Here is a 13,395-nt window from a genome sequence, read left to right as displayed (position 1 = left end):
CTAGGCCCCGAGGCTGCGCCGCAGGAAGTCCAGCTGGTGCAGCAGCAGGTTCTCCGCCACCGTCTCGTCGCTCGGGGAGTGGGTGACCCCGCTGAGCGGGAGCAGCTCGTGCGGCCGCCCGGCGGCGAGCAGCGCGGCGGAGAGCCGCAGCGCGTGCGCGGGCAGCACGTTGTCGTCGGCCATGCCGTGGACCAGCAGCAGCGGTCGGCGCAGGCCGGCGGCGTCGGGGATCAGCGAGCAGGCGTCGTAGTACTCCGGGTGCTCGTCGGGGTGGCCGAGGAAGCGCTCCTTCCAGTGGGTGTCGTACAGCCGGTGGTCGGTCGGCGCGGCCCCGGCGACGGCGGCGTGGAAGACGTCCGGGCGGCGCAGCACGGCCAGCGCGGCGAGGAAGCCGCCGTAGGACCAGCCGCGGATGCCGACCCGGTCGAGGTCGAGCAGGCCGGGCCGGATGCGGGCGGTCTCCCGCAGTGCCTCGACCTGGTCCTCCAGGGCCGGTGTGGCGACGTCGCCGAAGACGGCCTTCTCCCAGTGCGGGCCGCGGCCGGGGGTGCCGCGCCCGTCCACCACCAGGACGGCGAAGCCCTGGTCGGCGAACCACTGGGAGACCAGGTCCGTCCAGCCGCCGGCCGCGGTGGCCTTCTGCATCGCGGGCCCGCCGTACGGGTCGAGCAGCACGGGCAGCGGGCCGTCGTCGGGCCGGTGGCCGGCCGGCAGGAAGAGCGTGCCGCGCAGCTCGCGCGGGCCCAGCCGGAGCAGCTCGGGGCGGGCGGTGAGGACGGGCGGCAGCGTGTGCGAGCGCAGCTCGGCGGCGGGGCGCCCGCCGCGCTGGACGCTGGTGCGGCCGCCGGGTGCGTCGGGCGTCCGGGCGGTGTGGACGAGCGTGCCGGCGCGCTGCACGCCGGTGTGCACGCCGGGCGCGGAGCTCAGTCGTACGGCGCCCTCGGCGGGGTCGTACCGCCACAGGTGGGTCTCGGTCGGCTCGTCGGAGGCGGTGAAGAGCAGCTGCTCGCCGTCCGTCCCGAGCACCGAGCGCAGCTGGAGGCCGGGCGGGGTGACGGGCTTGCCGTCGAGGGTCAGGAACCGGGTGCCGTCGAGGTCGGCGGAGTCGGCCAGGGCCCCGGCGGCGGTCCGGACGGGCAGGCCGGGGAGGAGCTCCACCCAGTGCTCGTCGCGCCGTTCGGCGAGCAGCCGGGTGGCGCCGTCGGCCGGGTCGACGGCCAGGGTGCGGACGGTCCGCTGGTCGCGGCTCTGCACGGCGGCGTACGGGCCGTGGGCGTCCCAGCCGGCGGCGGTCAGGTACTCGTACCCGGCGCGGTCCCAGCGGACCTCGGTGCGGCCGCCGTCGAGGTCGAGCAGCCAGAGGCCGACGTCGGCGTTGGCGGTGCCGGCCAGCGGGTAGCGCAGCACGCGCGGCGGGCGGGCCGGATCGGCCGGGTCGGCCAGGTGGAGGCGGCTGAGCGGGCTGTTGTCCACCCGGGCTGCCAGCAGCCGGGTGCCGTCCGGCGACCACCAGTACGCCCGGGTGCGGTACATGGACTCCGCGGCGACGTGGTCGGGGACGCCGAACGCGACCTCGGCGTGCTCGGGTTCGGCCAGGGCGCGGTCTTCGCCGCCGTCGGCGCCGACCACGCGCAGCGCGCCGTCGCCCACGTAGGCGATCCGGCGCCCGGTCGGGTCGGGGCGCGGGTCGTAGACCGTGGTGGCGGTCGGTATCCGGCGGACGGCGCCGTCCGCCGGGTCGGCCGTCCAGAGCGCCCCGCCCAGGGCGAAGGCGACCGTGCGGCCCGCGGCGTCGGCGGCGAAGGCGGTGATGCCGGTGGCGTGGACGCGGGCCCGCTCGCGGCGGATCCGCTCGGCCTCCGGGAGGTCCTCGGCGCCGCCGGCCAGCGCCGCCGGGTCGGCCAGCAGCCGCTCCTCGCCGGTGTCGGCGTCCAGCGCCCAGAGGCAGGTGACCGGGTCGTCCCCGGCGCGGCTGCGCAGGAACAGCACCGTGCGGCCGTCGGCGCAGACGGCGGGCTGGGCGGGCGCGCCCAGCGAGAAGCGGCGGGTGCGGGCGAGTTGGCGCGGGAGGGATTCGGTCGGCATGTCCGACACCCTGACATGCCCGGGCACGGCGCCGCACCGGAAAAGGGACCGGTACGGATCGGGTGATCCGTACCGGTCCCTTATCCGGGGCGCAGCGCCCCGGTGGTGCCCCGGCGGTGTGGCCCGGGGCGGCGTCAGGGGCGCGTCAGTGGACGTCGCCCATCAGCTTCACGACCTTCTTGCGGTACATCCACAGCGCCACGCCGGCGAGGATCGCCAGCAGGCCCTGGACCGCGAAGTACCCGGTGGAGCCGACCACCTTGTCGCCGAGGACCAGCTGCGAGATGGCCGCGACGCAGTCACCGGCGGTGACGGCGAGGAACCAGACACCCATCATCTGGCTGGCGTACTTCGTGGGGGCCAGCTTGGTGGTGACGGAGAGGCCGACCGGCGAGAGGGTGAGCTCGCCGACGGTCTGGACCAGGTACACCAGGGCCAGCCAGAGCGGGGTGACCTTGGTGCCGCCCGAGGCGGCGGCCATCGCCAGCATCATGACCAGGAAGGACGCGCCGATCATCAGCAGGCCGAAGGCGAACTTCACGGTGGTGCTGGGGTTCTTGGCCTTGCGGGACAGGGCCACCCAGAGCCAGGCGAAGACCGGGGCCAGCGCCATGATGTACAGCGGGTTCAGCGACTGGAACCACGTCGACGGGAAGTTGAAGCCGAACAGCGTCGACGCGGTGTTCTCGTCCGCGAAGATGCTCAGCGTCGAGCCCGACTGGTCGTAGATCATCCAGAAGACGGCGGCCGCGACGAAGAACCAGATGTAGCCGCTCATCCGGGACTGCTCGGTCTCGTCGAGGTCCTTGTCGCGCTTCACCTTGGCGAAGACGAAGACCGGGATCGCGATGCCCGCGATCGACAGCGGCCAGATCGCCCAGTTGATGGTGAAGTGGCCGGTCAGCGCCACGACCGCGTAGAAGACGGCGGCGACGGCCAGCCAGAGGCCGGCCTTCTTGAAGATCGCGCTCTTCTCGGCGGGCGAGATCGGCGAGGTCACCACGTCGCTCTTGGCGCTGAGGTGGCGGGTGCCGAGGAGGAACTGGGTCAGGCCGAGCGCCATGCCGATACCGGCCAGGGCGAAGCCGAGGTGCCAGTTCACGCTCTGGCCGACGGTGCCGATGACCAGCGGGGCGGCGAAGGCACCGAGGTTGATGCCCATGTAGAAGATGGTGAAGCCACCGTCACGGCGCGGGTCGTTCGGCCCGTCGTAGAGGTGCCCGACCATCGTCGAGATGTTGGCCTTGAGGAGACCCGAGCCGACCGCGATGAACGCGAGGCCGACGAAGAACGACACGCTCGCCGGCACCGCCAGCAGGAAGTGGCCGATCATGATGATCGAGCCGCCGACTGCGACGGTCTTGCGCGCGCCGAGGAAGCGGTCCGCGATCCAGCCGCCCGGCAGGGCGAGCAGGTAGACCATGGCCGTGTACACGCTGTACACGGCGGCGGCGACAGCCGCCTTCATGCCGAGCCCGCCCTCCGCGATGGAGGCCGTCATGTAGAGCACCAGCAGGGCACGCATGCCGTAGTAGCTGAAGCGCTCCCACATCTCGCTCATGAAGAGGGTGGCGAGGCCCCGGGGGTGCCCGAGGAAGGTCTTGCCGCTGGGAGAGGCCGACTGAACGCCGGGCTCCAGGGTCGTAGACGCCATGTGTAGTGGTTCCTTGCCTGACAGCGTCCGCCAAGGGGGGTGGCGGCGGACGTGGACCAAACCACTGTACGTGGCGATATTTGGCGGTATCAGCTGACAAAACCCGCCAATTAGGTATGGCGATGGCAAAGTTTGCCGCTGATCTGTTCGGCATATCCATGGTAGAGCCGGATATGTTCCTTCGGATGCAAGAGCTGGGGGTGGAATATTCGCCGAACGGGCGGTCGAGGCAGGTCCGTTGACCGGTGATCGCGCTCCGTATAACGATCACGCTCTGTGAACTACCTCACAGCGCGAACGCCCATACCCCGGCGGACTACCATCACCACATGACCTGTGTGCTGCTCGCCGAGGACGATCCGGCGATCTCCGAACCGCTCGCCCGGGCCCTGCGACGCGAGGGCTATGAGGTGCTCGTCCGCGAGGACGGTCCGACCGCACTGGCCGCCGGACTCACCGAGGAGGTCGACCTCGTCGTCCTCGACCTCGGGCTGCCCGAGATGGACGGCCTGGAGGTCTGCCGCCGGCTGCGCGCCGACGGCAAGAGCTGCCCCGTCCTGGTGCTCACCGCCCGCGCCGACGAGGTGGACACCGTGGTCGGCCTGGACGCCGGCGCCGACGACTACGTCACCAAGCCCTTCCGCCTGGCCGAACTGCTCGCCCGCGTCCGCGCCCTGCTCCGGCGCGGCAACGTCGACCAGCTCACCACCGGCGCGCACGGGGTGAAGATCGACATCGAGTCGCACCGCGCCTGGCTCGGCGAGGAGGAGCTCACCCTCTCCGCCAAGGAGTTCGAGCTGCTGCGGGTGCTGGTGCGCGACGCCGGCCGGGTGGTGACCCGCGAGGAGATCATGCGGCAGGTCTGGGACACCACCTGGTGGACCTCCACCAAGACCCTGGACATGCACATCTCCTGGCTGCGCAAGAAGCTCGGCGACGACGCCGCCAACCCCCGCTACATCGCCACCGTGCGCGGGGTGGGCTTCCGCTTCGAGAAGAACTAGGCCGGTCAGGGCGTCTCTGTAAGGTTCCGCCGGGTCCGAGGCGGCTCCGCGGACACGCCTGGGACCGTCAGCAGGTAGCGACACCAATGGGAGCGGCAGCGTGAAACGCCGGATGATCAACTCGCTGCTGGGCGTCGTCCTGGTGGTGGTCGCGGTGTTCTGCGTCCCGCTCGCCCTGGTCGAGAAGCGCACCATCGTCAACGCCGCCCAGGACCGGGTGGACGCGGCCGCCGTCCGGGTGCTCGGCCTGGTGGAGAACCGCCTCGCGGCGGGCGAGCCGGTCACCGGGGACAAGTTCGCCAACCAGGTCACCGACGGCAGCTACGTCGAGGTGGACATCCCCGGCCAGCCGATCGTCTCCAGCGGCACCCGGCCGGCCGGGAACCACCTGCTGAAGGCCGTTGAGAAGGGCAACAGCGGCGAGACGGTCACCGTCGAGCAGTCCCGGGCGGCCGTCGACCACGAGATCGCCAACATGCTGCTGCTGCTCGGGGTGGTCGCCCTGCTGGCCGTCCAGGCCGCCGTAGCCCTCGCCGTCTGGCAGGCCAAGCGGCTCGCCCGCCCGCTCACCGACCTCGCCGAGACCGCCGAGCGGCTCGGCTCGGGCGACCCCCGTCCGCGCGACCGCCGCTACGGCGTGCCGGAGCTCGACCGGGTCGCCGAGGTGCTGGACGTCAGCGCCGAGCGGATCGCCCGGATGCTCACCGCCGAGCGCCGGCTCGCCGCCGACGCCTCCCACCAGCTGCGCACCCCGCTCACCGCGCTCTCCATGCGGCTGGAGGAGATCACCGCGCTGGCCGAGGACCCGGAGACGGTCAAGGAGGAGGCGACCATCGCCCTCCAGCAGGTCGAGCGGCTCACCGACGTCGTCCAGCGGCTGCTCACCAACCAGCGGGACCCGCGCAGCCCCACCGCCGTCGCCTTCGACCTGGACGACGTGATCAAGCAGCAGGTGGAGGAGTGGGGACCGTCGCTGCGCGACACCCGCCGGGTGCTCCAGGTGGAGGGCCTGCGCGGGGTCGCCACCGTCGGCACCCCCGGCACGGTCGCCCAGGTGCTGGCCACCCTGATCGAGAACTCGCTGATGCACGGCGCCGGGACGATCACCCTGCGGGTGCGGCCCTCGGGGACGTCGGTGGTGGTCGAGGTACAGGACCAGGGCGCGGGCGTGCCGCCGGAGCTGGGCAACCGGGTCTTCGAGCGCGCGGTCAGCGGGCGCAACTCGACCGGTATCGGCCTGGCCGTCGCCCGCGACCTCGCGGAGGCGGACGGCGGGCGGCTGGAACTGCTGTCGCTGCGGCCGCCGGTGTTCGCGCTGTTCCTCGGTCGGAGCCAGAAGGGCGACTGAGGCGCAGGGCAGGGCAGGGCAGGGCAGGGGAGCCGGGCCTACTCGGCCTTGGCGAGCCGGCTCTCCTCGGCGGCCAGCATCAGCTCGGCCTGCGCGGCGAGCCCGGTGTCCGCGGGCAGCTCGGGAATCGCCTTGAACACCCAGGTCCGGTACGAGACGAAGCGGAACACCGTGCCCACGGCCAGGCCCGCGACCTTGGCGGCCAGCTGCTCGAAGTGCGAGGTCAGGCCGAGCACGTAGACGGAGAAGCCCAGCACGCCGGTCTCGATCAGCATCCCGGCGCCGCTGAACAGCAGGAACAGGGTGATCTCCCGCTTGCGCGAGGCCGCGTCCCGGTCCTGGTACAGCCAGTAGCGGTAGCCGAGGTAGTTGGTGGCGATGGCGACCAGCGTGGCGACCACGTTGGAGCGCAGCGAGGCCAGGCCCAGGCCGTTGATGCAGACCCAGAAGACCAGGAAGTTGATCGCCACACCGCTCAGGCCGACGATGCCGAACTTCACGACCTCGCTTGAGAGGCCGCGCAGTCGGCTGGCCAGCGAGAGGTTCGAAGCTGCGGTCGTCGTCATACCGGGCTGCCTCCATGCGCCTGCGGACAAAAGGGCCGGTGCGGGTGCGCGGTTGCCCTTCAGCCCTGCGTGCACGCACATCATCGGACCGCGCGTACCAGGACCTAGCGGACCAGGCTACCCGGTTCGGCCGATCGGCTCAGCCCCTAGGGCCTTCCCCTTCTCATCACGCTCCCCTGCCACCCGGTGGTTCCACGGCCGCTCACCGGCCCGGATATCCTGGCGGGGTGACTTCCCCGGGCAATGCGAATTTTCCAGTGGTGGGCATGATCGGCGGCGGGCAGCTGGCCCGGATGGCACACCAGGCGGGCATCCCGCTCGGGGTCAGCTTCAAACTCCTCGCCGACACGCCCCAGGACTCCGCCGCACAGGTGGTGTCCGATGTGGTCCTCGGCGACTACCGCGACCTCGACACCCTGCGCCGCTTCGCGGCCGGCTGTGACGTGGTGACCTTCGACCACGAGCACGTGCCGACCGAGCACCTGCGCGCCCTGCAGGCCGACGGCATCGCCGTCCGCCCCGGGCCGGACGCGCTGGTCAACGCCCAGGACAAGGGCGTGATGCGGGCCAGGCTGGACTCCATCGGCGTCCCCTGCCCGCGCCACCGGATCGTCGCCGACCCGGCCGACGTCACCGCCTTCGCGAACGAGGGCACGGGCTACCCCGTCGTCCTGAAGACCGTCCGCGGCGGCTACGACGGCAAGGGCGTCTGGGTGGTCGGCAGCGAGCAGGAGGCGAACGCGCCGTTCCTGGCGGGCGTGGCCGTGCTGGCCGAGGAGAAGGTCGACTTCCTCCGCGAGCTGGCCGCCAACGTGGTCCGCTCGCCCAGTGGCCAGGCCGTCGCCTACCCGGTGGTGGAGAGCGTCCAGGAGAACGGCGTCTGCGCCGAGGTGACCGCCCCCGCGCCGGACCTCGACCCCGCGCTCTCCGACGAGGCCCAGCAGCTGGCCCTGCGGATCGCGGGCGAGCTGGACATCACCGGCCACCTCGCGGTGGAGCTGTTCCAGACCAGGGACGGCCGGATCCTGGTGAACGAGCTGGCCATGCGGCCGCACAACTCCGGGCACTGGACCCAGGACGGCGCCGTCACCTCGCAGTTCGAGAACCACCTGCGGGCCGTGCTCGACCTGCCGCTCGGCGACCCCCGGCCGCGCGCGAAGTGGACCGTGATGGTCAACGTCCTCGGCGGCGACTACCCGGACATGTACCACGCCTTCCTGCACTGCATGGCCCGCGACCCCGGCCTGCGGATCCACATGTACGGGAAGGACGTGAAGCCCGGCCGCAAGGTCGGCCACGTCAACGTCTTCGGGGACGACCTCGACGACGTCCGCGAGCGCGCCCGCCACGCGGCCGCCTACCTGCGAGGAACGATCACCGAATGAGCAACCCCACGGCTCCCGTCGTCGGCATCGTCATGGGCTCGGACTCCGACTGGCCCGTGATGGAGGCGGCCGCCCAGGCCCTCGACGAGTTCGAGATCCCCTACGAGGTGGACGTGGTCTCCGCGCACCGGATGCCGCGCGAGATGGTCGCGTACGGCGAGAACGCGCACCGGCGCGGGCTGAAGGCGATCATCGCGGGCGCCGGCGGCGCCGCCCACCTGCCGGGCATGCTCGCCTCCGTCACCCCGCTGCCGGTCATCGGCGTGCCGGTGCCGCTGCGCTACCTGGATGGTATGGACAGCCTGCTGTCGATCGTCCAGATGCCGGCCGGCGTGCCGGTGGCGACCGTCTCGGTGGCCGGAGCGCGCAACGCGGGCCTGCTGGCGGTGCGGATGCTGGCGGCGTTCGACCAGGAGCTGGCCGAGAAGATGACCGACTTCCAGGCCGAGCTGAACAACCAGGCCACCGAGAAGGGCAAGAAGCTGCGGGCCAAGGTGGCGGGTTCCTCCGCCTTCGGCTTTGGAAAGTAGTCAAAACGGATAGAACAGCTCGTATGACATTTGAGCTGTTGGATTCATCCGCCCTGCTGGAGCAGGCCCGGGCCGTCCTGCGCGACACCCCCGTGGTGGACGGGCACAACGACCTCCCCTGGGCGATGCGCGAGCAGGCCGGCTACGACCTCGACGCGCTCGACCTCGCGGCCGACCAGCGCGACCGGCTGCACACCGACCTCGCCCGCCTCGCCGCGGGCGGGGTCGGCGCCCAGTTCTGGTCCGTCTACGTCCCCGCCCGGCTGGCCGGCGACCACGCGGTCAGCGCCACCCTGGAGCAGATCGACTTCGTCCGCGCCCTGGTCGCGCGCTACCCCGACCGGTTCCGGCTCGCGCTGACCGCGGACGACATGGCGGCCGCCCGCGCCGAGGGCCGGATCGCCTCGCTGATGGGGGCCGAGGGCGGCCACTCCATCGACTGCTCGCTCGCCACCCTGCGGGCCCTCCACGCGCTCGGTGTCCGGTACCTGACGCTCACCCACAACGACAACCTGCCGTGGGCCGACTCCGCGACCGACAAGCCGGTGGCCGGCGGCCTCACCCGGTTCGGCGAGGAGGTCGTCCGGGAGATGAACCGGCTCGGCATGCTGGTCGACCTCTCGCACGTCTCCGCCGACACCATGCGCGACGCGCTGCGGGTCACCGAGGCACCGGTGCTCTTCTCGCACTCCTCCGCCCGCGCCGTCTGCGACCACCCGCGCAACGTCCCGGACGACGTGCTCGCCCAACTGCCCGGCAACGGCGGCGTGGCGATGGCCACCTTCGTCCCCAAGTTCATCCTGCCCGCCGCCATCGAGTGGACGGCCGCGGCGGACGAGAACATGCGCGCCCACGGCTTCGACCACCTGGACACCAGCCCGGCCGGGATGGCCTGTCAGCGCGCCTTCGAGGAGGCCGTCCCGCGCCCGGTCGCCACCCCTGGCACCGTCGCCGACCACCTGGACCACATGCGCGAGGTGGCCGGCATCGACCACATCGGCATCGGCGGGGACTTCGACGGCACCGCCTTCCTCCCCGCCGGCCTGGACGACGTGGCCGGCTACCCCAACCTGATCGCCGAACTGCTGCGCCGGGGCTGGTCGCAGGACGATCTCGGGAAGCTCACCTGGCACAACGCGGTCCGCGTGCTGCGCGACGCCGAGGCGGTCGCCCGGGACCTCCAGGCGACCCGCCGCCCGTCCATCGCCACCATCGCGCAGCTGGACGGCCGGACCTGAGCCGGGCCCGGCGCCCGGCACCCGGCGCCCGCCCCGAGGGGTGGGAATGGCCGGGCGACCACCGGCGCTGCAGCTCACGAGTTCCCGGACACGAGGAGGCAAAGGCATGTACGGCGATCCGGACACCGTCCGCAGGATCCTGACCGAGCTGGGCGACACCTGGGCCGTCGTCGGGCTCTCGTCCAACGAGCGGCGCGCGGCCTACGGCGTGGCCGAGGTGCTGCAGCGCTTCGGCAAGCGGATCGTGCCGGTGCACCCGAAGGCGGAGACGGTCCACGGCGAGCGCGGCTACCCCTCCCTCGCCGAAATCCCCTTCGCGGTCGACGTGGTGGACGTGTTCGTCAACAGCGACCTGGCCGGCCGGGTGGCCGACGAGGCCGCCGCCATCGGCGCCAAGGGCGTCTGGTTCCAGCTCGGCGTGGTCGACCAGGCCGCCTACCAGCGGACCACGGCCGCGGGGCTGGCGATGGTGATGGACAGGTGCCCCGCCATCGAGATCCCCCGCCTCGGCTGAGCCCGGCCCATGCTTGAGGCCGCCCCCGGTGTCCTACCGGGGGCGGCCTCACGTTTCGGGTCCCAGGGCCGGTCTAGCTCGGGCGCCCGAGCGCCCGGTACGTCCAGCCGGCCGCGCGCCAGGCGTCGGCGTCCAGGACGTTGCGGCCGTCCAGCAGACGGCGCTCGGCGACCACCGCGCCCAGCTCGGCCGGGTCGAGGGAGCGGAACTCCTGCCACTCGGTGAGGTGCAGCACGACGTGTGCGCCCTCGGCGGCCTCCAGCGGGGAGTCCGCGTAGGCCAGGCCCGGGAACATCTTGCGGGCGTTGTCCATCGCCTTCGGGTCGTACACCGTGACCTGGGCGCCCTGGAGCTGGATCTGGGCGGCCACGTTGAGCGCGGGCGAGTCCCGGATGTCGTCCGAGTTCGGCTTGAAGGCCGCGCCGAGGACGGCGACCCGGCGGCCGAGGAAGCCGCCGACGCACTGCTCGCGGGCCAGCTCGACCATCCGGGAGCGGCGGCGCATGTTGATCGAGTCCACCTCGCGCAGGAAGGTCAGCGCCTGGTCGGCGCCCAGCTCCCCGGCCCGGGCCATGAACGCGCGGATGTCCTTGGGCAGGCAGCCGCCGCCGAAGCCGAGGCCCGAGTTGAGGAACTTGCCGCCGATCCGCTCGTCGTAGGAGAGCGCGGTGCTCAGCTGGGTGACGTCGGCGCCGGCCGCCTCGCAGACCTCGGCCATCGCGTTGATGAAGGAGATCTTCGTGGCCAGGAAGGAGTTGGCGGCCGCCTTCACCAGCTCGGCGGTCGCGTAGTCGGTGGCCATGAAGGGCACCCCGGCCGCGATCGGGTCCGCGTACACCTCGCGCAGCAGCTGCTCGGCCCGCTCGCTGCGGGTGCCGACCACGATGCGGTCCGGGCGCAGGGTGTCCTGGACGGCGAAGCCCTCGCGCAGGAACTCCGGGTTCCAGGCGAGTTCGGCGCCCTCGCCGACGGGCGCGAGCGCCGCCAGCCGCTCGGCCAGCCGGCTCGCCGAGCCGACCGGGACGGTGGACTTGCCGACCACCAGCACCGGGCGGGTCAGGTGCGGGGCCACCGCGTCGATGGCGGCGTCGACATAGGACATGTCGGCGGCGAACTCGCCCTTGCGCTGCGGGGTGTTGACGCAGACGAAGTGCACGTCGCCGAACTCGGCGGCCTCCTGGGCGGAGGTGGTGAAGCGCAGCCGCCCGGTCGAACCCTCGTGCCCGGCCACGTGCTTGAGCAGCAGCTCGGACAGGCCCGGCTCGTACATCGGCACTCTGCCGGCGGTCAGCGTGGCGATCTTCTCCGGGTCGATGTCGAGACCGAGCACCTCGAAGCCGAACTCCGCCATGGCGGCGGCGTGGGTGGCGCCGAGATAGCCGGTGCCGATCACGGAGATGCGGAGGGTCACGGGTTCCCCTTTGCGGAGCTCGACCTGGAGTGGCATGACGTGCGAGCACCGATGCTATCCGCCCGTTCGGGTGCCGCCCAGGCCGTCCTACCAGCACCGATGTTTCGGCCGTGATGAGCGCGGTTTCCGGGCAGGTGAGGGGTGGGAGGGGCACGAAATCACCACAATCGCCACGGGCGGGCTGTGACCGACGGCACAATGCGCGCATGGATCCGAAGCCCGAGAGCACGGACGAACCCGCGGAGCCCGCCCAGCCGGAAGAACCCGCCCAGCAGGTAGAGCCCACCGAGCCGCAGGAGCCCGCCGAGCCGGAAGGGCCCGCCCGGTCCGCGGCCGGGCTGAGCATCTTCGGGCCGCGCGACGACGAGGCCGGGCACGACCCGGCGCCGGCTCCCGAACCGCCGCGCCGGCGCCGCCGGACCCGCCGGGTGCTGCTCTGGACGCTCTCCGTCCTGCTGGTGCTGGTGGTCGGCACGGCCGGCGCGCTCTACTGGACGGCCGAGCACTACGCCTCCTCCGTCACCCGGATCCCGGACGCCTTCCCGACCGTGCCGGAGTCCGCCCAGCCGCGGCCCGTCCCCGCCGGCGGCCTCAACCTGCTGCTGGTCGGCCTCGACGCCCGTTCGGACGCCCCCACCACCGGCAGCAGGGCCGCCGCCCCGGCCTGGCAGGCCGGCGCCGCCCGCAGCGACACCATGATGCTGCTGCACCTCTCCGACGACCGCCGCAGCGCCTCGCTGGTCTCGCTGGCGCGCGACACCTGGGTGGACATCCCCGGACACGGCCGGGCCAAGCTGAACGCCGCGTACTCCTGGGGCGGCCCGGCGCTGATGACCGAGACCGTGCAGAACCTCACCGGCATCCGGATCGACCATCTCGCGGTGGTCGACTGGAACGGCTTCCGCGCCCTCACCGACGCCGTCGGCGGGGTCGACATCACCATCCCGCGGACCATCGAGGGGGTCGGCGAGGCCCGCCGCTGGGAGGCCGGCACCCACCACATGGACGGCGAACAGGCCCTGCTGTACGTCCGCGAGCGCTACGGGCTGCCCGGCGGGGACCTCGACCGCACCAGGCGCCAGCAGAACTTCCTCCGCGCGCTGATGCTGCGGGTGATGGACTCGGGCACCCTGACCAGCCCGTCCCGGCTCGGCGGGCTGCTGCAGTCGGTGGGCGAGGTGGTCAGCGTGGACGACCGGCTCTCCAACACCGACCTGTTCCAGCTCGCCTGGGGCCTGCGCTCGCTGCGCGCCGACGACGTGCGGTTCATGAACGCGCCGTTCGGCGGCTTCGACACCCGGGACGGGCAGAGCGTCGTCCTGCTGGACGAGCGCCCGGCCGCGCAGCTCTGGGAGGCGATGCGCAACGACCGGATGGCGCAGTACTTCCAGGAGCACCGGGCCGGCGACACCCTGGGGTCGGATGTGGACTGACAAACCTAGGCAGTCGCAGGCCGGCGCCCTAGGATCTCTACTTAACGGTAGCTAACTGAATACGATCCTTCACCACGCATTCCTTCATCACGTGAACGAGGCAGGCATCATGGCGGGCAGCGCAGGCGCGGCGGACTTCGATCTCTTCCGGATCTCCGAGGAGCACGGGATGCTCCGTGAGGCGGTGCGTTCGCTGGCCGAGGCGAAGATCGCTCCGTTCGCGGCGG

Annotated in this window: 11 protein-coding genes and 1 pseudogene; 8 read left to right on the top strand and 4 right to left on the bottom strand. The window is 72.3% G+C overall.

The window, feature by feature from the left end; genetic code table 11:
* The gene (locus ACIGZJ_RS29175; RefSeq protein ID WP_396460051.1) at positions 1 to 2,085 is read right to left on the bottom strand and encodes a prolyl oligopeptidase family serine peptidase; all 2,085 of its coding nucleotides are present in this window, start codon (positions 2,083 to 2,085) and stop codon (positions 1 to 3) included.
* 145 nt (positions 2,086 to 2,230) lie between these two features.
* Entirely contained in the window at positions 2,231 to 3,739 is a 1,509-nt protein-coding gene (locus ACIGZJ_RS29170) for a peptide MFS transporter (RefSeq protein ID WP_396460050.1), read from the bottom strand.
* Positions 3,740 to 4,068: 329 nt separating this feature from the next.
* Here ACIGZJ_RS29170 and ACIGZJ_RS29165 point away from each other — a divergent pair, with 329 nt between their 5' ends.
* Together ACIGZJ_RS29165 and ACIGZJ_RS29160 are read left to right on the top strand one after the other, a co-directional pair.
* On the top strand, positions 4,069 to 4,743 hold the full coding sequence (locus ACIGZJ_RS29165) for a response regulator transcription factor (RefSeq protein ID WP_030290974.1): 675 nt from the start codon (positions 4,069 to 4,071) through the stop codon (positions 4,741 to 4,743).
* 100 nt (positions 4,744 to 4,843) lie between these two features.
* Positions 4,844 to 6,091, top strand: coding sequence for an ATP-binding protein (locus ACIGZJ_RS29160; protein WP_396460049.1), 1,248 nt, complete (start codon positions 4,844 to 4,846; stop codon positions 6,089 to 6,091).
* Positions 6,092 to 6,129: 38 nt separating this feature from the next.
* On the opposite strand, the gene ACIGZJ_RS29155 is transcribed toward ACIGZJ_RS29160, so the two are convergent.
* Positions 6,130 to 6,657, bottom strand: coding sequence for a GtrA family protein (locus tag ACIGZJ_RS29155; RefSeq protein ID WP_396460048.1), 528 nt, complete (start codon positions 6,655 to 6,657; stop codon positions 6,130 to 6,132).
* A gap of 266 nt (positions 6,658 to 6,923) precedes the next feature.
* Between ACIGZJ_RS29155 and ACIGZJ_RS29150 the strand changes: the two genes are divergently transcribed.
* From ACIGZJ_RS29150 to ACIGZJ_RS29135, 4 genes are all read left to right on the top strand, one after another.
* Positions 6,924 to 8,042 (top strand): 5-(carboxyamino)imidazole ribonucleotide synthase, encoded by a 1,119-nt coding sequence (locus tag ACIGZJ_RS29150; protein WP_396460047.1) that lies wholly within the window; start codon positions 6,924 to 6,926, stop codon positions 8,040 to 8,042.
* Complete coding sequence (gene purE / locus ACIGZJ_RS29145) at positions 8,039 to 8,572, top strand: 5-(carboxyamino)imidazole ribonucleotide mutase (RefSeq protein ID WP_396460045.1); 534 nt, start codon at positions 8,039 to 8,041, stop codon at positions 8,570 to 8,572. Before ACIGZJ_RS29150 ends, purE begins: the two co-directional genes overlap by 4 nt.
* A 23-nt stretch (positions 8,573 to 8,595) precedes the next feature.
* Complete coding sequence (locus tag ACIGZJ_RS29140; RefSeq protein WP_396460044.1) at positions 8,596 to 9,810, top strand: dipeptidase; 1,215 nt, start codon at positions 8,596 to 8,598, stop codon at positions 9,808 to 9,810.
* A gap of 106 nt (positions 9,811 to 9,916) precedes the next feature.
* Entirely contained in the window at positions 9,917 to 10,324 is a 408-nt protein-coding gene (locus ACIGZJ_RS29135; protein WP_396460043.1) for a CoA-binding protein, read from the top strand.
* Positions 10,325 to 10,397: 73 nt separating this feature from the next.
* On the opposite strand, the gene ACIGZJ_RS29130 is transcribed toward ACIGZJ_RS29135, so the two are convergent.
* A complete protein-coding gene (locus tag ACIGZJ_RS29130) occupies positions 10,398 to 11,735 on the bottom strand; it encodes a UDP-glucose dehydrogenase family protein (RefSeq protein WP_392939642.1) in 1,338 nt (445 codons plus the stop codon).
* Positions 11,736 to 11,941: 206 nt separating this feature from the next.
* Here ACIGZJ_RS29130 and ACIGZJ_RS29125 point away from each other — a divergent pair, with 206 nt between their 5' ends.
* Positions 11,942 to 13,168: an LCP family protein gene (locus ACIGZJ_RS29125; protein ID WP_396460042.1), complete on the top strand. Its 1,227-nt coding sequence runs from the start codon at positions 11,942 to 11,944 to the stop codon at positions 13,166 to 13,168.
* Between the two features lie 109 nt (positions 13,169 to 13,277).
* Positions 13,278 to 13,395, top strand: a pseudogene (locus ACIGZJ_RS29120) (acyl-CoA dehydrogenase); the annotation flags it as partial.

Source organism: Kitasatospora sp. NPDC052868, from assembly GCF_044547105.1.
Taxonomy (GTDB): domain Bacteria; phylum Actinomycetota; class Actinomycetes; order Streptomycetales; family Streptomycetaceae; genus Kitasatospora.
This window is presented reverse-complemented; position numbering and strand designations above follow the sequence as displayed.